Genomic DNA, 21,612 nt, shown 5'->3' on the forward strand with positions numbered 1-21,612 from the left:
GGCGTTGACTTTTGGCACGCTGTTGAGTTCTCAAGGAACGGACGCTTCCTTTGTACTCACCCTCTCGGGCTTTCCTCCGGGCGCTTCCCTTCGGTGTTTCATTTTGTTCTTGCTGTTCTTGCGTTTCCGACTCTATCAGACTCTTTCGTGTCCGATTTCCTCGGTGCCTTTCCGGTTCCCGCACCAGCCTCTCGGCCTTCGCGTTTCCCTTTCCGGCGGTTCCGACTCTATCAGATCCTTTCGGGCCTGATTCCCAGTCAGAGTGGGTTGTCCTCGCGGCTGTTGGGCCGTTCCGACGTCTCAAACTCTAGCGGGTTTTCCCGGCGGCTCATAATCGAGCCGTGGAATTGAATTCGGGCATGCCGAATGCGATCCCGGTGGGATGTCGTGCAGAGTTTGTTTTGCCGCGTCTCAGCGGCGGGAGTCGTTGTCGCAGAACCGTTACGGCTCCGTGGCAACCCGAAGAACCTTACGGATCGGGCGGGTGACTGTCAAACGCCGAGGTGGGACGTTCAGTCCAGGTCGCTGAGGCGGCCGCCGGCGTCCGGCTGGGCGTCCTCGACCCTGCGCAGGAGGCGGGTCAGCACCTCGCCGAGCGCGCCCCGCTCCTTGGGGGACAGGTCCTGGAGGAGGTCCTCCTCGAAGACCGTGGCGAGGCGCATCGCCTCCAGCCACTTCTCGCGGCCCTCCGCGGTGAGCTCGACGATCACTCGGACCCGGTTGGACTCGTCGCGCTCCCTGGTGACCAGCCCCTCCGTCACCATGCGGTCGATCCGGTGGGTCATCGCGGCCGGCGTGAGGCCGAGCCGCTTGGCCAGCTCGCCGGGGCCCATTTGGTACGGGGCACCGGAGAGGACGAGTGCCTTGAGGACCTCCCACTCGGCGTTGCTGATGCCGAGGGTCGCGGTCTGCCGCCCGTAGGCGACGTTCATGCGGCGGTTGAGGCGGCCGAGGGCCGAGACGATCTCTTCGACCTGGGGGTCGAGGTCCTGGAACTCCCGCTGGTAGGCGGCGATCTGTTCTTCGAGTGTCGGCTCACTGGGGCCGGGGGTGTCACCCATGGCCGCAGTATGGCACGGCCTCGCTTGGCGTTGAAGTCCTTCTATGTGTATTGTTTAGGTTCTAACTTTAGCTTCGAAGTCTTCACTCCTAAGGTAGGTGAAAGTGACCAGGGCGATGGGCGCAGCGATGCGTCGTATTCAGGCAGGCAGCGCGCTGAGCGCGTTCGGCATCGGGTTCACGGTTCCGTTCCTCTACGTCTATGTGGCGCAGGTGCGGGATCTCGGGTCCGGCGCGGCGGGCATCGTGCTCGCCGCCTTTGCCATGGCCGCGCTGATCGTCCTGCCCATCACCGGCCGCGTCATCGACCGCCGCGGCCCCCTCCCCGTACTCCTCGGTGCCGCGCTGATCGCCTCGGTGGGTGCCGTCGCCCTCGGCTTCGCCGACAGTCAGGTCACGGCGATCGCCTCGGCGGCGCTCCTCGGCGCCGGTACCGCCGTGATGCAGCCCGCGCTCGCCACGATGATCGTCTGGTGCTCGACTCCGACCACCCGTACGCGTGCCTTCGCGATGCAGTTCTTCCTGCAGAACCTGGGTCTGGGCATCGGTGGTCTCATCGGCGGCCAGATCGTCGACGAGCACGACCCGAGCAGCTTCACGCTGCTGTTCTCCATCGAGGCCGTGATGTTCCTGGTGCTCGCCGCGATCGCCGTCACCGTGCGGCTTCCGCACGCGCCGGCGCTCCAGGGCAGCCTGCCCAAGGACGCGTCCGCGCCGAAGGGCGGTCTGCGGGCGCTGCTGCGGCACAAGGCGATGGTGCAGCTGTGCGTGCTGGGCTTCGTGCTCTTCTTTGCCTGTTACGGGCAGTTCGAGTCGGGGCTTTCGGCGTACGGCGTCGAAGCGGCCGGGGTCTCGCCGTCGACACTCGGCATCGCGCTCGCCGCCAACACCGCCATGATCGTCATCGCGCAGTTCGCCGTCCTGAAGTTCGTGGAGCGGCGCAAGCGGTCGCGGGTGATCGCGGCCGTGGGGCTCATCTGGGCCGTCGCGTGGATCGCCGCCGGTTACGCGGGGCTCGGCAACGGCAGCCAGGCCATGGCCACCGCCGCGCTGATCTCGACGTACGCGCTCTTCGGGCTCGGTGAGGCGATGCTGTCGCCGACCGTCGCGCCGCTGGTCGCCGATCTGGCCCCGGCGGGCATGGTCGGTCAGTACAACTCGGCCTTCGCCCTGGTGAAGCAGCTGGCCCTCGCGGTCGGTCCCGCTGTGGGCGGGCCCATGGGGGCCTCGCTGCACGGGCCGTACATCGTGACGTTCCTGCTGTTCTCGCTCGGTATCAGCGTCCTCGCGATCCGGCTCGGCCGGCAGCTCACTCCCGTACAGAACCAGCCGTCGCTCGCGAAGAGCCGGGTGGTCGCGCAGGGCGCCCCCGAGCCCGTACCGGCCGCCTCTTCTTAAGAAGTCAGCTCAAGACGTCAGCTCAAGACGTCAGCGCGGCAGGGCGAACTCGCACCACACCGCCTTGCCGCCGCCCGGTGTCCGCCGGGAGCCCCAGTTCGAGGCAATCGTCGCCACGATGGCGATGCCCCGTCCGGCCTCGTCCGCGGGCTCGGCGCGGCGGCGCCGGGGCAGGTGGTCGTCGCCGTCGGTGACCTCGATGATCAGCCGGCGGTCCGTGCGGCGCAGGCGAAGGCGCATGGGCGGTGTGCCGTGCTGGAGGGAGTTGGCGACCAGTTCGCTGGCCGCGAGGACTCCCAGGTCGTGCAGTTCCGGCGGGAAGCGCCAGCTGGCGAGGACGCCGGTGGCGAAGGCACGCGCGCGTGGCGCCGCCTCCACGCCGCCGAGCAGCTCCAGTGCGGCGTTGCGGAACAGCTCCGCCTCCGCGCCGGTGCGTGCCGGATGCTGGAGGACGAGGACCGCCACGTCGTCGTCGTGGTCGGCGGTCACCCCGAGGGCGCGGATCAGTCGGTCGCAGACCACCTGGGGTGTGCCCGTGGCGCCCGCGAGGGCGCGCTCCAGGGCGGCGACTCCCTCGTCGATGTCCTCGCTGCGGCGCTCCACGAGCCCGTCCGTGTAGAGGACGGCGGTCGAGCCGGGGCCGAGGGGGACCGAGCCGGAGGTGTGCAGCCAGCCGCCGGTGCCGAGCGGCGGGCCCGTGGGTTCCTCCGCGCGGTGGATCGTGCCGCTCTCGTCCCGTACGAGGATCGGGAGGTGCCCCGCGGACGCGTAGACGAGGCTGCCCTCGTTCGGGTCGTGCACGGCGTAGACCATCGTGGCGATCTGGCTGGCGTCGATCTCCGCCGCCAGGCCGTCCAGGAGCTGCAGGACCTCGTGCGGGGGCAGGTCCAGGCGGGCGTAGGCGCGCACGGCCGTACGGAGCTGGCCCATGACGGCCGCCGCGCGGACACCGCGGCCCATGACATCTCCGATGACCAGGGCTGTGCGGCCGCCGCCGAGGGTGATCACGTCGTACCAGTCGCCGCCGACCGCCGCCTCCGTGCCGCCCGGTTGGTACGTGGCGGCGATGCGCAGGTCGTCGGGCTGCTCCAACTCCTGGGGAAGGAGCGAGCGTTGCAGGGTGACGGCCGTCTCGCGCTGGGTGCGCTCGCTGGCGCGCAGCCGCTCGGCGGCCTCCGCGTGGTCGGTGACGTCGGCGGCGAAGACGAGGACGCCGCCGTCCTTCAGCGCGTCCACGGGGGTGCACGTGAACGTGTAGGAGCGGCCGCTGGGCGCCTTGCGGGACTTCACCGTGCGCGGCTTGGAGCTGCGCAGGACCTGGTCCAGGAGGGGCAGCAGGCCGAGCTCCTCCAGCTCGGGCAGGGCCTCGCGGGCCGGTTCGCCCACGGGGCGGTCGCCGAACGCGGCGGCGTACGCGTCGTTGACGTACGCGATCCGGTGGTCGGGGCCGTGCACCAGGGCGACGAGGGCCGGGATGTGGTCGAGCACCTCACGGGTCGGCAGTTCGTCGACGCCTGCGGTGGGAGCGGGTTCCGTGCCGTCCGCGCGGCCCTCGGCGCGGGCCGCCGGGACGGAGCTTTCGGCTCGTGCCGGGGAGAGCCCTAGGTCGGTCCGCGCTGCGGCGCGGCGCTGCGTTCCGGGGAGCCGGGCGCTCCAGCGCGTGAAGTTCACTGCGGTAGGCCTCGTGATGTCGCTTCTGGATCGGGCGGGGAATTCCGGCGGTCCTGGCCCGCCCATGGTCACACGAACAGTCTGGCCGACCGGACTGACATCCGTCAGACGCCGGTGTCGCGCGGGGAGTTCCGGCCTCCGGTCAGGAGGACTCCTTCGGGCTTCTGCCCCCGGCCGCGAGTTCGAACTCCGCACGCGGGTGTTCCAGGGATCCCAGGGAGACGATCTCCCGTTTGAACAGGCCGGACAGGGTCCATTCGGCGAGCACCCGGGACTTGCGGTTGACGGTGGGCACCCGGCTCAGGTGGTAGACGCGGTGCATGAACCAGGCAGGGTAGCCCTTCAGCTTCCGTCCGTAGACGTGTGCGACGCCTTTGTGCAGTCCCAGGGAGGCCACGGAGCCAACGTATTTGTGCGTGTACTCCTTGAGGGGCTCTCCGCGCAGGGAGGCGACGATGTTGTCGCCGAGCGTCCTGGCCTGGCGGACGGCGTGCTGGGCGTTGGGGGCGCACTCCTTGCCGGGTTCGTCGGCGGTGACGTCGGGGACGGCGGCGGCGTCTCCCGCGCCCCACGCGTGCGTGGCGCCGTCCACGGTCAGCTGCGCGGTGCAGTTCAGGCGGCCGCGTTCGTTGAGCGGCAGGTCGGTGGCGGCGAGCACGGGGTGGGGTTTGACGCCCGCGGTCCACACGACCGTGCGGGTGGGGAAGCGCGCGCCGTCGCTCAGGACGGCGACCCGGTCCTCGCAGGAGTCGAGACGGGTCTGAAGGCGTACGTCGATGTTGCGGCGCCGCAGCTCGCGGACCGTGTACTTGCCCATCTCCTCGCCGACCTCGGGGAGGATCCGCCCGGAGGCCTCGACGAGGATCCACTTCATGTCCTCGGCCTTGACGTTGTGGTAGTACCGCGCGGCGTAGCGGGCCATGTCCTCCAGCTCGCCGAGCGCCTCGACGCCCGCGTATCCGCCTCCTACGAAGACGAAGGTGAGGGCGGCGTCGCGGACCGCGGGGTCGCGGGTCGATGAGGCGATGTCCATCTGTTCGATGACGTGGTTGCGCAGGCCGATGGCCTCTTCGACGGTCTTGAAGCCGATGCCGTGGTCGGCGAGACCGGGGACGGGCAGGGTGCGCGAGACGGAGCCGGGGGCCAGGACCAGTTCGTCGTACGTGATGTCGACGGGGCCCTCTCCCTCGTCCTGGGTGGCGAGGGTCGTGAAGGACGCGGACCGCTTGGCGTGGTCGACCGACTCGACCTCGCCGATGACGATGCGGCACTTGTCGAGGACGCGGCGCAGCGGGACCACGACGTGCCGGGGCGAGATGGATCCGGCGGCGGCTTCGGGCAGGAACGGCTGATAGGTCATATACGGCTCGGGCGTCACCACCACGATCTCCGCTTCGCCCCGCTTCAGCTCCGGCTTCAGCTTCCGCTGGAGGCGCAGCGCGGTGTACATGCCGACGTATCCGCCGCCCACAACGAGAATGCGCACAGGTTCCTTCACCATCCCATGACGCACCCAGCTCATGAGTTTGTCCACAGGCTCGGCAATTTGTGTGACCGGCCGTGGTGCACGGCCCGCCGCGCGGGCTTTGCCGGGGCGGCGGAAGAATGTGCAGGTCAGCGGGTGGGAGAGGGGAAAAGGGCAGGGGTGCAATCGGGTCGGAATCGGTGCGTACTCCGATCGGGGGGCGGTCCGTGCGGAACCCGCCTCTTCTGAATTGACTCTGGCTCAACTATGTTCGTGTGTCGTCGGGGTGTCGGGGGATGCGCTCGTCGGGTCCAGCTACGGGATTCGGGATCAGGGCTCGCTCCTCAACACTTCGGTAGTCAATGGCGGGGAGTGTCTCCGGGGGGAGACGTCATTACCGGGGGAACGCGTATGCATATGCAGGACTCTCACTGGACTTCGACGACGGCGACGGCACCGGCGGTCGCCACCAGCGGGAACGGACGCGACATGGGGGACGGACCGCGTACGACGCCGCTGCGCGTGGACGCACAGCGCAATCTCGAGCATGTCCTTCGCGCGGCGCGCGAAGTGTTCGGCGAGTTGGGGTACGGCGCGCCGATGGAGGACGTCGCACGCCGCGCGCGGGTAGGTGTGGGCACGGTCTACCGGCGGTTCCCGAGCAAGGACGTGCTGGTCAGGCGGATAGCCGAGGAGGAGACCTCCCGGCTGACGGACCAGGCGCGCGCGGCGCTCGGTCAGGAGGACGAGCCGTGGTCGGCGCTCTCGCGCTTCCTGCGGACGTCCGTAGCGTCGGGTGCGGGCCGGCTGCTGCCGCCGCAGGTGCTGCGGGTGGGTGTGGCCGACGAGGTGGCCGGGGGTGTGCGGGAGGACGAGGCGCGGGTTCCGCAGCAGCGTCAGTCCGCGCCGGGCGGTCCCGAGCTGCGGCTCGTCGAGCAGCGCTCGGCTCCCGCCGAGGAGTCGGTGCCGGACGATCCGGGCGCGGTCGCGCTGCTCGATGTCGTCGGCCGTCTCGTGGAGCGGGCGCGGGCGGCGGGCGAGCTGCGCGCCGACGTGACCGTGGCGGACGTGCTCCTGGTGATAGCGACGGCGGCGCCCTCGCTGCCGGACGCGGCGCAGCAGGCGGCGGCCTCTTCGCGGCTGCTTGACATCCTGCTGGAAGGGCTGCGGTCCCGCCCGACGGCTTGACGCTCGCCGGGGAAGGCTTAACTCCGTTGAAACGCGGGGAAGTTGAGCCTTCCCCGAAAGAGTGAACGGTATGACTCGTTCGCGCGAAGTCACCTCGGACGGGTGGTTGACCGTCATCACCGGCCACCGGATAGCGGCCGTGTGGCACTCTTTCCCGGTGTCGGGGTCCTCTCCCGGCTTCCAGGTCTGAGTGCTGAGTGCGCAAGCGGGGGCTTTCCGCGATGAGTGGTGACGGGCGGGACGAGTCGTCGTCCGCCGTGGGCGAGGAGGCCGGCGGGCTGCCCTCTCGGCAGGTGCCGAGCCAGGGCGGGCCCGGTGGCAGCGGCGGCAGCAGCCCCGGCGGGGCGGATCCCAGCGTTCCGCCGCAGCGGGAGGGCGTCGGCCGGGGCGAGACCCCGGCGGCGGCCGTCGACGCGCCACCGGCCGACAGCGACCTCATCGCCAGCATGCGCGCGGGCGACGACTCGGCGTACGAGGAGCTCTACCGCAGGCACGCCGAGGCGGTCCGCCGCTATGCGCGCACCTGCTGCCGCGACGCGCACACCGCAGACGACCTCACGGCCGAGGTCTTCGCCCGAATGCTGCAGGCGGTCCGTGGCGGCAGCGGCCCCGAGTACGCGGTGCGCGCGTATCTGCTCACCACGGTGCGCCGGGTCGCCGCGGGCTGGACGAAGTCGGCCAAGCGGGAGCAGCTCGTCGACGACTTCGCGGTCTTCGCGGCGCAGGCCGCGCGCAGCTCCGAGGTGTCCGACGACGACACGCTCGATCTGGGCGCGGACGTGCTCGCGATGCACGAGGCCGAGCAGTCGATGGCCATGCAGGCCTTCCGGAGCCTTCCCGAGCGCTGGCAGGCCGTGCTGTGGCACACGGAGGTCGAGGACGAGTCGCCGAGCGACGTCGCCACGCTCTTCGGGCTCGACGCCAACGGCACGCGGGTGCTCGCCAAGCGTGCCCGTGAGGGGCTGAAGGAGGCGTATCTCCAGGCGCATGTGAGCACGACGCTCACCGCCGACGAGGAGTGCGCGCGCTACGCCGACCGGCTCGGTGCCTATGCGCGCGGCAGCCTGCGCACCCGTGCCGAGCGCGGGCTGCGCAAGCACCTGGAGGAGTGCGCCAAGTGCCGCCTCGCGGCGGGCCAGATCAAGGAAGTCGCCAGCGGTATCCCCGGAGTCGTGCCGATCGCGGTCATCGGTTGGTTCGGTGCCGCCGGGTACGCGAAGGTGGCGGCGCTCGTCGGCGGTGGCGCCGCGGGTGCGGCGGGCGCCGGTGCGGCCGGTGCGGCGGCGGCCGGCGGCGGTTCGTCCGGTGGCGCGGCGGGCGGTGCGGCAGCCTCCGAAGGGCTCGGCGCGCCCGCGAAGGCCGGTATCGCCGCGGGTGTCGTCGTCGCGGCAGCGGCGGCCGTGGCGCTCGCGCTCGTCGGCAACGACGAGAAGCCCAAGGACCTGCCGAGCGCCGGGAAGCCCCCGGCGGTGGAGCCCGCCAAGCCGAGCGATCCCCCGCCGCCCCCGAAGCCCAAGCCCAAGCCGCCGGCCCCCGCGCCGAAGCCGCCGCCCCCGGCTCCCGAGCCGAAGCCGACGCCCACACCGACCCCGAAGCCGACGCCTCCGAAGCCGAAGCCGACGCCGACGCCCACACCGACCAAGCCGAAGCCCAAGCCGCCGCCTCCGCCGCCGCCCGCGCCGAAGATCTACCAGTGGAGCCAGCTGCAGTACGGCGGGCTCGGCGACGGCACCAAGCCCGAGATGCGGCTCGGCGAGAGCAGCTGGGTCTGGCAGCGCTCGGGCCTGTCGATCGCGGACACCCAGTACGCCCACGGTGTGACGGTGCACGGCCAGTCCTCCGTCACCATCGACCTCAACCGCAAGTGCACGACGTACGACGCACTCGTCGGTGTCGACGACATGACGATGGGCCTCGGCAAGGTGCGCTTCTCCGTCTTCGGGGACGACGTACGACTGTGGCAGTCGCCGCTCATCAAGGGCGGGGACCCGGCGGTTCCCGTGCAGGTCGATCTGACCGGGCGCAAGACGATCCGCCTGGTCGTCGAGCCACACTCACCGTTCGACACGGCGGCGCTCGCGGACTGGGCACAGTCGCGGTTCCGCTGTACGTAGGGCGCCGTCGGAACGCGTGCGCGTAGGCCGTCATGACGCGTGCACGGAGGTCGTCATGACGTGCAGGGCGTCATGACGTGCAAGGCGTCAGAAGGCGGCGGTCAGTTCGGCGAGCGCCTCCGTGCCGGTGAGCGCGCCGCCCGCCGCGCACTCGGTCTCGTAGCGCTCGGGGCCGAGCGCGGCGATCGCCTCGGCCTCGACCCGTTCGGCATAGCCGAGATCCGGCATCGGGCGCGGGTTGCCGGCCCGCAGCCGCGTGCCGACGGCCAGCAGCCGGGCCGCGCGCGCGTGGTCGCCGGTGCGGCCCACCAGGGAGGCCCCGCCGTCCACGAGCGCCGCGACCACCACCTCCGCGCAGCGGCTCTCCAGCGCGCCCCGCAGCGCCTCGGCGTGCAGGGGCAGCGCCTTGTGGGGACCTGACTCGGCGGCGACGACCTGGGCCTCGAAGCCACGCAGCGCGGCGTCGAACTGCGGTGGCAGCGTGCCGCGGGCCGCTTCCGCGTACGCCGCGTCGCACAGGGAGCGGGCCCGGCCGACGTCGCCGCCCTCCAGGGCCAGCAGCCCCTGGAGGAGCCGCATGAAGGCCCTCGGGTCCGCCACTCCGTAGCGATCGGACTCGGCTCCGGCCTCGTGCAGGGCCTCGGCCGCCGCGCCCCTGTCGCCCTCGCGGTACGCGATCTCGGCGAGCCGCACGATCAGGAACGGCGTCTCGGCGTGGGCGCCCACTTCGTAGGCGAGTTCCAGCGCCTCCTTGTACGCGACCCGCGCGTCCTCGTGCCGGCCGCGGACCATCGCGGCCTCCCCCGCCGCGCTGGACACCTGGGCGCGGAGCCAGCGGTCGCCCGCGCGCCTGCTCAGCGTCCGCAGTTCGGCGATGTCCTCGTCGACGCCGGTCAGGTTGCCCGGCGTGTCGACGGCCATGTGCGTACGGAACATCAGGCCGATGGCGATCTCCCAGTCCCCGCCGTACTCACGGCAGTTGGCGATCGCCTCGTCGAGGGCCGTCCGCGCGTCCGGTGCCGAAGCGTCGAGGAAGAACACGGTGAGCGGCCAGATGAGCCCCGGGAAGCGCGCGGCGGCGGGCACCGGCCGACGGAACACCTTCATCACCCGGCCGATGTACTCGCGGTCGCCGTCGCCGCTCAGGGCGTCCCTCGCACGGGACTCCGCCACCAGGAAGATGTGGAGGAGGCGCAGATTCATCCGCTGCCAGAAGAGGGCGTCCTCGTCGCCGTCCAGCTCGACGCGGGCGTGGTCGAAGGTCGACCTGGCGGCGTCGAGGGCGGAAGGGCCTCCCGCCGGGACATCGGCGTGGACGTCTGTGGGGGTGGCGGCGTGGACGTCTGTGGGGGTGGCGGCGTGGACGTCTGCGCGGCCGGCGGCATGGGCGGTGTCGGGCTCGGGGGCCGGCGCCACGGCCCAGAAGGCGGGGCCCGCGGGGGCGGCGGAGCCGTCTTCCGGGGCGGGCGGGGCGGCGGGTGCGGACGCTCCGGGGATCAGCCGCAGGACGCGGTCGATCCACTCGGTGCCCTCCCTGCGGTAGTTCCGCAGCCACCAGAACCAGCCCATGGCCAGGGCGAGCGCCAGGGCCTGCTCCTCGTCGTGGGACGTGACGGCGCGCTGCAGGGCCGCGCGGATGTTGTCCAGCTCCGTCTCCAGGCGCCGGATCCAGCGGAGTTGGTCCGCCGAGCGGAGCAGCGGCTCGGCCTCTTCGACCAGCGCGCGCACATACGCGGAGTGGCGGCGGCCCGCCGCGGCGAGCAGCCGCGGGGCTTCGGCGGCGCGCTCGGCGGCGTACTCGTGGATGGTCTCCAGCATGCGGTAGCGCATACCGCCCTCGGCGGTGGGCTCGGCGATGACCAGGGACTTGTCCACCAGGGCGCCGATCAGCTCGGCCGCGGACCCGGTGCAGACGGCCTCCGCCGCCGCGAGGTCCCAGCCGCCCGCGAAGACGGACGCCTCGCACAGGACGGTCCGCTCGGCCTCGTCGAGGAGGTCCCAGGACCAGTCGACGACCGCGCGGAGGGTCTGCTGGCGGGGCAGGGCCGTGCGGCTGCCGCTGGTGAGGAGGCGGAAGCGGTCGTCCAGGCGGTCGGCGATCTGGCGTGGGGTGAGCATCCGCAGGCGCGCGGCGGCCAGTTCGATGGCCAGGGGCAGGCCGTCGAGGCGGCGGCAGATCTCGGCTACGGCGGTCTCGTCGTCGCCCGCGTCGAAGCCGGGGCGTGCCGCCGCGGCGCGCTCGGCGAAGAGGCGGTGCGCCGGGTCGGGCGGGAGCGGCTCCACGGGGCGGACCAACTCGCCCGGCACGCCGAGGGGTTCGCGGCTGGTGGCGATGACGGTGAGCCCCGGGCAGCGGGTGAGGAGCGTCTCCGCCAGGTCGGCCGCGGCGCCGATGACATGTTCACAGTTGTCAAGGATCAGGAGCGGACCGCGCGCGGCGCAGTACTCGACGAGCAGGGCGACCGGGTCGCTCTGCGGCACCGCGAGCTCGCTGGTCATCAGCACGGTCTCGCGCAGACCGAGCGCGCTGACGACAGCGCCTGGCACCGCCTCCGGTCGGTCGAGCGGGGCGAGCTCGGCCAGCCATGCCTGCGGATGCCCGGCGGCGGCTTCCTCGGCGAGGCGGGTCTTGCCGGAGCCGCCGGGCCCGGTGAGGGTGACCAGGCGTGCTCTCTGCATGTCCGAACGGATGGCGGCGAGTTCGGGTTCCCGGCCGACGAAAGAGGTCAGCCGGGGGCGGAGATTCCCGCCGCGGGCGGGCTTCGCGGGCGGTGGGGCCGACCGGTGCGATGGGCCCGACCTGCCCGGCGCGCCAGGTCTGTTCGACAGGCCAGGTCTGTCCGACGGACCGGGCCTGTCCTGCGGGCCCACCGGGTCCACCGGGTCCACCGCCAGCAACTCCGCGTGCAGCGCCCGCAGTTCCGGCCCCGGATCAGTGCCGAGGCCCTCGGCGAGGGTGCGGCGGGCGTTCTCGTACGCGGCGAGGGCGTCGGCGCCGCGGTCCGCGTCGCGCAGGGCGCGGATCAGCAGGGCGTGCAGCGGTTCGTCGTACGGCTGGGTGGTGGTGAGCTGCTTCAACTCCGGTACGACGGCGGGGGCGTCGCCCAGGAGCAGGTCCGCCTCGATCCGGGCTCGGGTGGCCTCGGCGAGCAGCGCTTCCGGGCGGATCGCCGCGCGGCGGTCGGGGAGGTCGGCGAGTGCGGGGTCGCGCCACAGGGCGAGGGCCTCGCGGAGGGTGCGGGCGGCTGATGCCGGGTCGCGGCGGTTCAGGGCCCGGGTGCCTTCGCGTACGAGGCGTTCGAAGCTGTGCAGGTCGACGTCTTCGGGGGTGGCGGCGAGGCGGTAGCCGCCGGGGGTGGAGGTGACGGCGTCCTTGCCGAGGGCTCTCCGTAGCCGGCCGACGAGAGCGTGGAGGGCGGCGGGGGCGTCGGCGGGCGGGGTGTCGTCGGCCCAGATCTCGGCGATGAGGGAATCCGCGGGGGCGGTGTGGGGGACGTTCAGGGCGAGGGCGGCGAGCAGCGCCCGCAGCCGGCGTCCCCCTACGGGCAGGGGCGCCCCTTGCTCGTCGTACGCCTCGGTGGCGCCCAGGATTCTGTACCGCACGGGGTTCATTGTCGCGGCTGACCGCACGGGGTTCATTGTCGCGGCTTCGTCCGCACTCCGCGGGGGCACCGGCCCGCCCGGCTACCGCCCGGCGCCCAACGCCCCCCGCTGCGGAACCACGCTCCCCGTAGGGACCGCCCGCTGCCGGGCCGGTGTGCCCGTCCAGCAGGTCCCTCTCCGGGAGAGCAGGCGGCGCAGCCACAGCTCCGTGGAGACCAGGTCGGCCAGGCCGTCCAGGGGGAGCGGCTCGCCCTCGGCCGCCGCGCGGAGGGCCTTGCGCACGACCCTCGCTTCGACCAGGCCCGCCTGGGCGAGGAGCGGGGTGTCGAAGAGGGCGATCAGGTCGTCGACGGCGACCCGCAGCCCCGTCCGCGCGGCGGCGGCCGAGGAGGCGTGGGACGGCGCGCCCCAGCCGGGCGGCAGTTCGGCCACTCCGGCGCCTTCCAGGACCGTACGGAGGATCGCCGCACGGGCGCCGGGCTGGACCCGCAGCGCCACGGGCAGCTCGCGGCAGGCGCGGACGACCTGGTTGTCCAGGAAGGGCGCGTGCAGCCGCTGGAAGCGGACCTCGGCGGCCTGCTCCAGGACGCGCAGGTCCGCCGCGTGCCGGGCGAGGGCGGCGCGGGCGCGGAATTCGCCGGGGCGTTGGCCTGGTCCGGCGCCGGGGCGGCCCGTCGTGTCCTGGAGGCGAACCGATACTTCAGCGAGGGCCTCGCCGGTCAGCCAGCGCGCCGCGGGGCCCGGCCTGGCCCACGCGAGGGCGGCAAGCGACGCATCCACCGCCCCGCCCGGCTCGTCGAACCGGCGCTTGAGGAGGCGGTCGGCGAGCGAGTCGACGCCTGCGCGGTACGGCATTCGGGCCAGCTTGCGTGCCGCGCCGTACACGCGCGCGGGGACCATGACGGAGCCGTCCGCCTTCGCCAACGCGGCGACGGGACGCACCAGATGGCGTCTCCTGCGGTCCATCAGGAGATCGGCGAGGCGCGCCGGATGCGCGTCGAGGACCTGCCGGGCGCCGTACCCCGTGAAGTGGTCCGCGCTGCCGGAGGAGAGCCGCGCGCGGTGCCGCTGGGCGGCGATGAGGGTGCCGCTGGGTTCGTCGGTCAGCGGGCCGTCCAAGTCCGCGTACGGGAGGGCCTCTTCGCCCCCGGCGACCACCACGTGGTGCAGCCGCGGGTTGGCGGCGATCGCGCCCGCCCGCTCCAGCTCGGCCTCCCGGCCGTTGACCGCGAGATCGTTGAACGTGACGGCGAGGAGCCGCTCCCCCGCGCCCGTGCCGTGGCCGAGGACCGTGCCGGGCATCCCCGGAAGGCCGGCCGCGAGCAGCGCGAGGGTCCCGGAGGCGGGCCCTCCGGAGAGGTCGGCGCCGATGCCGGGCACCGGCATCCCGCGCGCCGCGCGCCGTTCGGCGGGACCCATGCCGGGCACGGGGCCGGGGTCGATGTCCGCTCCGGGGACGTGGCGCGGGGCGCCGAGGCGGGCGCGCACCGCCTCCACGAGCGCGTCGCGCACGCCGTCCACGGCGCTCGTCGCGTCGGCCGAGGGCGCCGCGACCGCCAGCGATGCCACCGGTTCGTACCCGGCGATCTCCCGGGCGCCCGCGCGCAGGATCAGCGCGTGCCCCGGTGGCACACGGCGCACGCCCTGGTAGGGCGTCGAGTCGTGCAGCGCCTCCGGTACGTCCGGCGCGGCGAGGAGTGCCGCGAGGTGGCCGATGTCGAGGTGGGCCTCGATGAGGTCGGCGAGCGGGAGGGCCGCCGTCGCGTACGCCGTGCCGGAGGCCCAGGGGGTGTAGAAGACGGGGCGCGCTCCGGCGAGGTCGCCGGCGACCATGACGCGGCGCCCGACCTGGACGACCGCGGTGTAACTGCCCGACCAGGCGGTGAGATGGCGCAGGGCGCCGCCGCGGGCCGCGAAGAGGCCGACCCTGAGCTCCTCGTCGCTCGCCCCGCAGGTGCCGAGCACGGCGATCCGGGTCTGTTCGTCGGCCTTCACCGTGCGCACCTCGTCGGCGCGCCAGTCCCCCACCGCCCACAGCGGGTCCGGGTCGCCCCACAAGAGTTGGGAGCCCACGGGGTGAACGGTTTCGCCGTTCTCACCGGCGGCCCCGGCCGAACCGACCGTCGAAGGCTTCGCGGCAGTGCTGCTCCACCCCACCAACCACCGCATCGCTGCCTCCACAGGCTGTGGACAACCAGTGCACCGAAGAACTGGGGTCCCATGCTGCCACGAAGGAGGCGTGCGGGAGCGGCTACCGGGCTGCTCGCGCTCCCTCTGATATCCCTGGAGAGAGCGGTACTTGAAGGGCTCAACAACACCCTTCCCCTTGCGCGCGGCCGATTTGTACCGCACCCCGGAGGGGCGATTTTCGGCCAAATCAGTGGATGGCGCCCGCGTGCGGGAACCGTGAAAGGCAACACACAGTCCGGGAGGCGGAGTTCGCCCCCCGGACCGGTCCGCCGCCCGCGGGGATGGAGGCGGCGGTGTCCCCCAGCCCACTGACTCCAGCGCAGCGGGCCGACCCACGCACCATCCATGGAAGCGCTCCCCATATGGCCGGTGAAGAGCGCACACGTGGGCGCACGGCCACACACCGGGAGCACACCCCGGCACCCTCGCTCTCCCCTACCGGCAACAATCTCGCCATCCGGAACTGCGCCTCTTAACGCTTGGGATGCGGCGAACTACGCTGTGTGTGCTGATGTTTTCGCGGAGGCATATTCCTGGGTCCCCGGCCAAATGCTCTTGCGGCCGAGGGTTCCGGGCCACGGCGCTCGTAGTCGCGGACGCCGCTGCCCCTGGGGGAACGCAGCACGAATGCCGAGTGGTCGAGCCACTGCCCGGCAGCCGTCTGTGTCGAGGGGTGGCGCATGTCCAGGGAGCAACGCGGGCCGAACGAGAAACTCGGCACCGTTCTCGCCCTCGCGGGAATCAGCAACGCGGGACTCGCGCGCCGGGTCAACGACCTCGGCGCCCAACGCGGGTTGACGCTTCGATACGACAAGACGTCGGTGGCCCGGTGGGTGTCCAAGGGGATGGTGCCGCAGGGCGCAGCCCCGCACCTCATCGCCGCCGCGATCGGCCAGAAGCTCGGCCGTCCGGTGCCGCTGCACGAGATCGGCCTCGCGGACGCCGACCCGGCGCCCGAGGTGGGCCTGGCCTTCCCGCGTGACGTGGGCGCCGCGGTGAAGTCGGCCACGGAGCTCTACCGGCTCGATCTGGCGGGCCGCCGCGCGGGCAGCGGCGGCATCTGGCAGTCGCTCGCCGGCTCCTTCGCGGTGAGCGCGTACGCGACTCCGGCCTCGCGCTGGCTGATAACCCCGGCCGACAGCTCGGTCGCCCGCGACGTCACCCGTGACGCGCCCCGCGAATCGGGGCACTCCGAAGACGGCGGGCCGCCCATGAAGGTGGGCCACAGCGACGTCCTTAAGCTGCGCGAGGCCGCCGAGGACGCCCGGCGCTGGGACTCCAAGTACGGGGGCGGCGACTGGCGTTCGTCGATGGTCCCGGAGTGCCTGCGGGTCGAGGCGGCGCCCCTGCTGCTCGGCTCGTACTCGGACGAGGTGGGCCGCTCGCTCTTCGGGGCGTCGGCCGAACTGACGCGCCTGGCGGGCTGGATGGCCTTCGACACGGGCCAGCAGGAGGCCGCGCAGCGCTACTACATCCAGGCCCTGCGCCTGGCCCGCGCGGCCGCCGACGTGCCCTTAGGGGGGTACGTCCTTGCTTCCATGTCCCTCCAGGCGACCTACCGCGGCTTCGGCGACGAGGGAGTCGACCTCGCGCAGGCCGCGCTGGAGCGCAACCGCGGTCTGGCCACCGCGCGCACCATGAGCTTCTTCCGCCTCGTCGAGGCACGCGCGCACGCGCGCGCCAGTGACGCGCAGGCCGCGGGGGCGGCGCTGCGGGCCGCCGAGGGCTGGCTGGAGCGGGCGCGGGACGGCGACAACGACCCGTCGTGGCTCGGCTTCTACTCGTACGACCGTTTCGCGGCGGACGCCGCCGAGTGCTACCGGGACCTGAAGGCGCCCCGGCAGGTGCGCCGCTTCACGGAGCAGGCGCTGTCCAGGCCGACGGAGGAGTTCGTGCGCTCGCACGGGTTACGGCTCGTGGTGTCGGCTGTCGCCGAGCTGGAGTCCGGGAACCTGGACGCGGCGTGCGAGCAGGGCACGCGGGCGCTTGAGGTCGCCGGACGCATCTCGTCCGCGCGGACGACGGAGTACGTCAAGGATCTGCTGCACCGCCTGGAGCCCTACGGGGACGAGCCCAGGGTGGTGGAGCTGCGGGAGCGGGCGCGGCCGCTGCTGGTCGCTCCCGCGTAGGCCCGGCCGGTGTCCCGGCGTCGGGGCCCCTGTCCGTGTCCCCTACACACAGCCCGTTCGGCAACAGCAGTTACGCACTCCGTAACCCTCCGGTCCTCACCGGGTTTGGGGGCGTTGTCAGTGGCGCAGTGCACTATCTGGTGTGGGAGATCTGGTGCGGGAGGTGATGCGGGATGGTCCGGGACGTGGCGTACGACTGCGATGTGCTGGTGATCGGCGGCGGAATCGTCGGTCTCTCGACGGCGTATGCCCTCACGCGCGGCGCGCCGGGGACACGGGTCACCGTCCTGGAGAAGGAGCCGGGCCCGGCCCGGCACCAGACGGGGCGCAACAGCGGCGTGATCCACAGCGGGATCTACTACAGGCCCGGCTCCCTGAAGGCGCGGTTCGCGGTGCGGGGCGCCGCCGAGATGGTCAAGTTCTGCGCGGAGTACGGCATCGCGCACGAGGTCACCGGCAAGCTGATCGTCGCCACCGATCGGGAGGAGCTGCCCCGACTGCACGCGCTCGTGCAGCGCGGCAGGGAGAACGGGATTCCGGTCAGGGAGCTGGGCCCCGCCCAGATCGCCGAGTACGAACCGGAGGTCCGGGGCCTGGCCGCCATCCACGTCGGCACCACCGGGATCTGTGACTACGGGGCGGTGGCGGAGCGCCTCGCGGAGGCCTCCGGGGCGGATGTGCGGTACGGCGCGGAGGTCGTCCGCATCGACCGCCGGGCCGCGCTCGGGGTGGCCGTGCGGACCGCCGACGGGACGGTGCTGCGGGGAAAGGCGCTGGTCAACTGCGCCGGTCTGCAGTGCGACCGGGTGGCGATGCTCGCCGGGGACGACCCGGAGATGCGGATCGTCCCCTTCCGGGGGGAGTACTTCGACCTGGCGCGGCCCGAGCTGGTGCGGGGCCTTGTCTATCCCGTGCCGGATCCTGCGTTCCCCTTCCTGGGGGTGCATCTGACGCGGGGCATCGGCGGCGGGGTCCACGTGGGGCCCAACGCGGTGCCGGCGCTGGCCCGTGAGGGGTACGGCTGGGGGGTCGTACGCCCCCGTGAGCTCGCCGGGACGCTGGGCTGGCCCGGCTCCTGGCAGATAGCCCGGCGGCACTGGCGCTATGGGGCGGGCGAGCTGCGGCGCTCCCTCTCCAAGGGGGCGTTCACCTCCGCCGTGCGCAGGCTGCTGCCCGCCGTGACGGAGGAGGACCTGGTGCCGGCGGCCGCGGGAGTGCGGGCCCAGGCGGTGCTGCGGGACGGAACGCTGGTGGACGACTTCCTCATCCGGGAGTCGGCCCGCACGGTCCATGTCCTGAACGCGCCGTCCCCCGCGGCGACGGCATCGCTGCCGATCGGCCGGGAGGTCGCGCGGCGGGTGCTGGGGGTGCTGTAGGGCGCGGACCCGGCCGCCGGGGGCAAGTAAAATCGACGGCACTGTGTCTGAGTCGAACCCCGCCCCCCAGAACCCCCGCCCCTCGCGCCCCAAGGCGGAGCCCCGCTTTCCCGGCGGGCCGTCGCCCGACCCCGCGGGGTCGCACCACGAGCGGCGTATCCGGAGTTTCCAGCCCCGGCGGAGCCGGGTCACCACCAGCCAGGCGGACGCCCTGCAGCGGCTGTGGCCCCAGTGGGGGCTGGACATCGACGGGCGGCGTGTCCTCGATCTCGGGGAGCTCTTCGGGGACGACGCCATGCCCGTCGTACTCGAGATCGGGTTCGGGATGGGCGAAGCCACCGCTCAGATGGCCGCCGACGATCCCGGCACCGGGATTCTCGCCGTCGACGTGCACACCCCGGGACAGGGCAACCTCCTCGGGCTCGCCGACCGGAACGGGCTCAGCAACGTCCGGGTGGCGAACGGCGACGCCGTCATCCTGCTCCGCGAGATGCTCGCCCCGGCCTCCCTCGACGGACTCCGCGTCTACTTCCCCGACCCCTGGCCCAAGGCCCGCCACCACAAGCGCCGCATCATCCAGGCCGCGTTCCTCGACCTCGCCGCCCCCAGCCTGAAGCCCGGCGCGCTGCTGCACTGCGCGACCGACTGGGAGGAGTACGCCGAGCAGATGCTGGAAGTGCTCACCGCGCACCCCCTCTTCGAGAACACCCAGGAGGACGGCGGCTATGCGCCCCGGCCTTCCTTCCGTCCCCTCACACGGTTCGAGGGACAGGGGCTCGACAAGGGGCATGTGGTCCATGACCTGCTGTTCCGCCGGGTAACAGACGCCCCGTAGCCGCCCGGGCGAAATCGCACCGTCGCGGCACACCCCCGTCCCTCGTTAGGGTCAACGCCGTGGCCACCAGTACTCCGCACCCGCACCCGATGCCCCCCGCAGGGCCCCCCGGGCTGCGGCACGCCCGCTGGTGGCAGCGGCGGGCGATCCGCGCAGCCGCGCTGGTCACCCTGCTCGCCCTGTCGGGACTGGTCATCCTCGCCCTGGTGCGGGAGCAGACCGGCACCGAGGGCTTCCTGGTCGGCCTCGGGCTCGCGACGCTGCCCGTGCCGCTCCTGATAGCCGCCTTCCGGTGGCTGGACCGGGTCCAGCCGGGCCCCTGGCGGAACATCCTGTTCTCCTTCGCCTGGGGCGCCTGCGCCGCCGCCCTCATAGCGATCGTCGCGAACAGCTTCGCGACCCGCTGGATAGCCACCGCCACCGCCGACCCCACCAGCGCCGACACGCTCGGCGCGACCGTCATAGCGCCGATCGTCGAGGAGACCGCGAAGGCCGCGGCCGTACTGCTGGTCTTCCTCTTCCGCAGACGCGAGTTCACCGGAGTGCTCGACGGCGTGGTGATAGCCGGAGTGACCGCCACCGGCTTCGCGTTCACCGAGAACATCCTCTATCTGGGCAGCGCCTTCGGCACCGACCAGCTCAACGGCGGCACCGGCCTCGCCTCCGTCACCGCGGCGACCTTCTTCGTACGCGTCGTGATGTCGCCCTTCGCGCACCCCTTGTTCACCGTGCTCACCGGCATCGGCTTCGGCATCACCGCGCTCGGCACCGGCCGCGGACGGCTGCGCCGCATGCTGCTCCCGCTCGCCGGACTGCTCCTCGCGATGGGCCTGCACGCTCTGTGGAACGGCTCGGCGACCTTCGGGGAGTACGGCTTCTTCGCGGTGTACGCGCTCTTCATGCTGCCCGCGTTCGGGCTGCTGACCTGGCTGGTGATCTGGCTGCGGCAGCGCGGACTGCGCCTGGTCCGGGCCGAACTGCCCGCCTATGTGCTGGCGGGCTGGCTCACCGCCCCCGAGCCGTACGCGCTCGGCACGATGCGCGGCCGCACCATCGCCCGCGACTACGCCTCGTACACCCAGGGGAAGGCCGCGGCGCGCACGGTCGCCGAGTACGAGGCGTACGCGACGTCACTCGCCCTGCTCCGGCACCGGGGGCGCCGCGGCCGGGCCGGCGCCGACTTCGTCGTACGGGAGAGAGAACTGCTGCACGCGCTGTGGGAGCGCCGCGAGACCGCACGGCCCGCGCTCGCCTACGCGGCGCGGGCGACGGCCCCGGTGCTCGTGCCGATGCCGCCGCCGTACGGGTACTACGGCGCACAGGGAGCGCATCCGGCGCACGGCCCCCAGGGCTACGCCTACGCCCAGCCGATGCCGGCCTACCCCGCGTACGGGGCCGCGTATCCGGCGTACCAGACCCCGTACCCGCCCTACCGGCGTTGATCAGGCGGAAGCCGTCGTCAGAGCGCTGATCTCGGCCGGGGTCAGCTCAAGCTCCGCCACCGCGAGCAGCGCGGGCAGCTGCTCGACCGTACGGGCCGAGGCGATCGGCGCCGCCACGGTCGGCTGCGCGGCGAGCCACGCGAGGGCCACCGTCGCGACCTCGGCGCCGCGCGCCGCCGCTATCGCGTCGAGGGCGGCGAGCACCCGCACGCCCCGCTCGGTCTCCAGGTGCTTGCCCGCGCCCTCGGCCCGCGCGCTGTCGACCTGCGCGCCCGGCCGGTACTTGCCGGTGAGGAAGCCGGAGGCGAGCGAGTAGTACGGGACGGCGGCAAGGCCGGAGCGCGAGGCGACGTCCTGCAGCGAGCCCTCGTAGGTGTCGCGCGAGACCAGGTTGTAGTGCGGCTGGAGCGCCACATAGCGGGCGAGGCCCTCGCGGTCGGAGAAGTCGAGGGACTCCTGGAGGCGCTCGGCGGTCAGGTTGGACGCGGCGATGGCGCGCACCTTGCCGGAGTTCACCAGTTCGTCGAGCGCGCCGATGATCTCCTCGACGGGGACGCTCGGGTCGTCGAAGTGCGTGTAGTAGAGGTCTATGTAGTCGGTGCCGAGACGGCGCAGCGACTCCTCGGCACCGGACTTGATGGTGCTCGCGGACAGGCCCTTGTAGTCCGGGTGGGCGCCGACCTTGGTGGCGACGACGACATCGGAGCGATTGCCGCGCGCGCGGAGCCAGTTGCCGATGACGGTCTCGGACTCGCCGCCCTTGTTGCCCGGCGCCCAGGCCGAGTAGACGTCGGCGGTGTCGACGAAGTTGCCGCCCGCCGCGGTATAGGCGTCGAGCACGGCGAAGGACTGCGCCTCGTCGGCCGTCCAGCCGAAGACGTTGCCGCCCAGGGCGAGCGGGAAGACCTCGAGGTCGGAGGGGCCAAGCTTGCGTAGAGAAGTCATACGGGGCTCAACACGCCTACGGAGGCTGGCATTCCGTACAGCGGGATCCGAGTTCCGCACCGGCTCGGCTCGTGGGCATGCGAAGCCGGCAGCCCTGACGTCGGGGGGTTGCCGCCAGGACCGCCGGAGTTGATGGGGTGCCGCAGAGGGACCGGCCCTCAACCAGAGGGGATTCCTCAGAGGGACCGGCCCTCGGT

At 72.6% G+C, this 21,612-nt stretch carries 13 protein-coding genes; 7 read left to right on the plus strand and 6 right to left on the minus strand.

Translation table 11 applies throughout. The features are described from left to right. Window positions 1-512 precede the first annotated feature (512 nt). Window positions 513-1,061: a MarR family transcriptional regulator gene (locus ACIBKX_RS21255; RefSeq protein WP_363270500.1), complete on the minus strand. Its 549-nt coding sequence runs from the start codon at window positions 1,059-1,061 to the stop codon at window positions 513-515. A gap of 115 nt (window positions 1,062-1,176) precedes the next feature. Between ACIBKX_RS21255 and ACIBKX_RS21260 the strand changes: the two genes are divergently transcribed. After that, window positions 1,177-2,457 (plus strand): MFS transporter, encoded by a 1,281-nt coding sequence (locus ACIBKX_RS21260; RefSeq protein WP_363270529.1) that lies wholly within the window; start codon window positions 1,177-1,179, stop codon window positions 2,455-2,457. Between the two features lie 30 nt (window positions 2,458-2,487). On the opposite strand, the gene ACIBKX_RS21265 is transcribed toward ACIBKX_RS21260, so the two are convergent. Next, complete coding sequence (locus ACIBKX_RS21265) at window positions 2,488-4,128, minus strand: SpoIIE family protein phosphatase (RefSeq protein ID WP_363270498.1); 1,641 nt, start codon at window positions 4,126-4,128, stop codon at window positions 2,488-2,490. A gap of 142 nt (window positions 4,129-4,270) precedes the next feature. Then, the gene (locus tag ACIBKX_RS21270) at window positions 4,271-5,629 is read right to left on the minus strand and encodes an NAD(P)/FAD-dependent oxidoreductase (protein WP_363270497.1); all 1,359 of its coding nucleotides are present in this window, start codon (window positions 5,627-5,629) and stop codon (window positions 4,271-4,273) included. Window positions 5,630-6,004: 375 nt separating this feature from the next. Between ACIBKX_RS21270 and ACIBKX_RS21275 the strand changes: the two genes are divergently transcribed. Both ACIBKX_RS21275 and ACIBKX_RS21280 read left to right on the plus strand, forming a co-directional pair. Further along, entirely contained in the window at window positions 6,005-6,781 is a 777-nt protein-coding gene (locus tag ACIBKX_RS21275; RefSeq protein ID WP_363270495.1) for a helix-turn-helix domain-containing protein, read from the plus strand. 221 nt (window positions 6,782-7,002) lie between these two features. Further along, window positions 7,003-8,895 carry a sigma-70 family RNA polymerase sigma factor gene (locus ACIBKX_RS21280; RefSeq protein WP_363270494.1) on the plus strand — a complete coding sequence of 631 codons (1,893 nt, stop codon included), beginning with the start codon at window positions 7,003-7,005 and terminating at the stop codon, window positions 8,893-8,895. Between the two features lie 87 nt (window positions 8,896-8,982). On the opposite strand, the gene ACIBKX_RS21285 is transcribed toward ACIBKX_RS21280, so the two are convergent. Continuing rightward, the gene (locus ACIBKX_RS21285) at window positions 8,983-12,498 is read right to left on the minus strand and encodes an AfsR/SARP family transcriptional regulator (protein ID WP_399375856.1); all 3,516 of its coding nucleotides are present in this window, start codon (window positions 12,496-12,498) and stop codon (window positions 8,983-8,985) included. An 81-nt stretch (window positions 12,499-12,579) separates the two neighbouring features. Then, window positions 12,580-14,667 (minus strand): asparagine synthase-related protein, encoded by a 2,088-nt coding sequence (locus ACIBKX_RS21290; RefSeq protein WP_363270493.1) that lies wholly within the window; start codon window positions 14,665-14,667, stop codon window positions 12,580-12,582. A 701-nt stretch (window positions 14,668-15,368) separates the two neighbouring features. On the opposite strand from ACIBKX_RS21290, the gene ACIBKX_RS21295 reads away from it, so the two are divergent. The 4 genes from ACIBKX_RS21295 (at window position 15,369) to ACIBKX_RS21310 (ending at window position 20,470) form a co-directional block, all read left to right on the plus strand. Continuing rightward, window positions 15,369-16,817 carry an MFS transporter gene (locus ACIBKX_RS21295; RefSeq protein ID WP_363270492.1) on the plus strand — a complete coding sequence of 483 codons (1,449 nt, stop codon included), beginning with the start codon at window positions 15,369-15,371 and terminating at the stop codon, window positions 16,815-16,817. A gap of 173 nt (window positions 16,818-16,990) precedes the next feature. After that, complete coding sequence (lhgO, locus tag ACIBKX_RS21300; protein WP_363270491.1) at window positions 16,991-18,193, plus strand: L-2-hydroxyglutarate oxidase; 1,203 nt, start codon at window positions 16,991-16,993, stop codon at window positions 18,191-18,193. 31 nt (window positions 18,194-18,224) lie between these two features. Continuing rightward, entirely contained in the window at window positions 18,225-19,028 is an 804-nt protein-coding gene (trmB, locus tag ACIBKX_RS21305) for a tRNA (guanosine(46)-N7)-methyltransferase TrmB (RefSeq protein WP_363270527.1), read from the plus strand. A gap of 59 nt (window positions 19,029-19,087) precedes the next feature. Further along, window positions 19,088-20,470 carry a PrsW family intramembrane metalloprotease gene (locus tag ACIBKX_RS21310; protein WP_363270490.1) on the plus strand — a complete coding sequence of 461 codons (1,383 nt, stop codon included), beginning with the start codon at window positions 19,088-19,090 and terminating at the stop codon, window positions 20,468-20,470. On the opposite strand, the gene ACIBKX_RS21315 is transcribed toward ACIBKX_RS21310, so the two are convergent. Then, a complete protein-coding gene (locus ACIBKX_RS21315) occupies window positions 20,471-21,415 on the minus strand; it encodes an aldo/keto reductase (protein WP_363270489.1) in 945 nt (314 codons plus the stop codon). It lies immediately after the preceding gene. Window positions 21,416-21,612: the final 197 nt, after the last annotated feature.

Source organism: Streptomyces sp. NPDC050658 (assembly GCF_044457025.1).
Classification (GTDB): domain Bacteria; phylum Actinomycetota; class Actinomycetes; order Streptomycetales; family Streptomycetaceae; genus Streptomyces.

Coding starts and splice junctions, on each gene's coding strand:
- ACIBKX_RS21255 (WP_363270500.1), bottom strand. CDS start 1,061: ATGGGTGACACCCCCGGCCCCAGTGAGCCGACACTCGAAGAACAGATC.
- ACIBKX_RS21260 (WP_363270529.1), top strand. CDS start 1,177: ATGGGCGCAGCGATGCGTCGTATTCAGGCAGGCAGCGCGCTGAGCGCG.
- ACIBKX_RS21270 (WP_363270497.1), bottom strand. CDS start 5,629: ATGGTGAAGGAACCTGTGCGCATTCTCGTTGTGGGCGGCGGATACGTC.
- ACIBKX_RS21275 (WP_363270495.1), top strand. CDS start 6,005: ATGCATATGCAGGACTCTCACTGGACTTCGACGACGGCGACGGCACCG.
- ACIBKX_RS21280 (WP_363270494.1), top strand. CDS start 7,003: ATGAGTGGTGACGGGCGGGACGAGTCGTCGTCCGCCGTGGGCGAGGAG.
- ACIBKX_RS21290 (WP_363270493.1), bottom strand. CDS start 14,667: ATGCGGTGGTTGGTGGGGTGGAGCAGCACTGCCGCGAAGCCTTCGACG.
- ACIBKX_RS21295 (WP_363270492.1), top strand. CDS start 15,369: ATGTCCAGGGAGCAACGCGGGCCGAACGAGAAACTCGGCACCGTTCTC.
- lhgO (WP_363270491.1), top strand. CDS start 16,991: ATGGTCCGGGACGTGGCGTACGACTGCGATGTGCTGGTGATCGGCGGC.
- ACIBKX_RS21315 (WP_363270489.1), bottom strand. CDS start 21,415: ATGACTTCTCTACGCAAGCTTGGCCCCTCCGACCTCGAGGTCTTCCCG.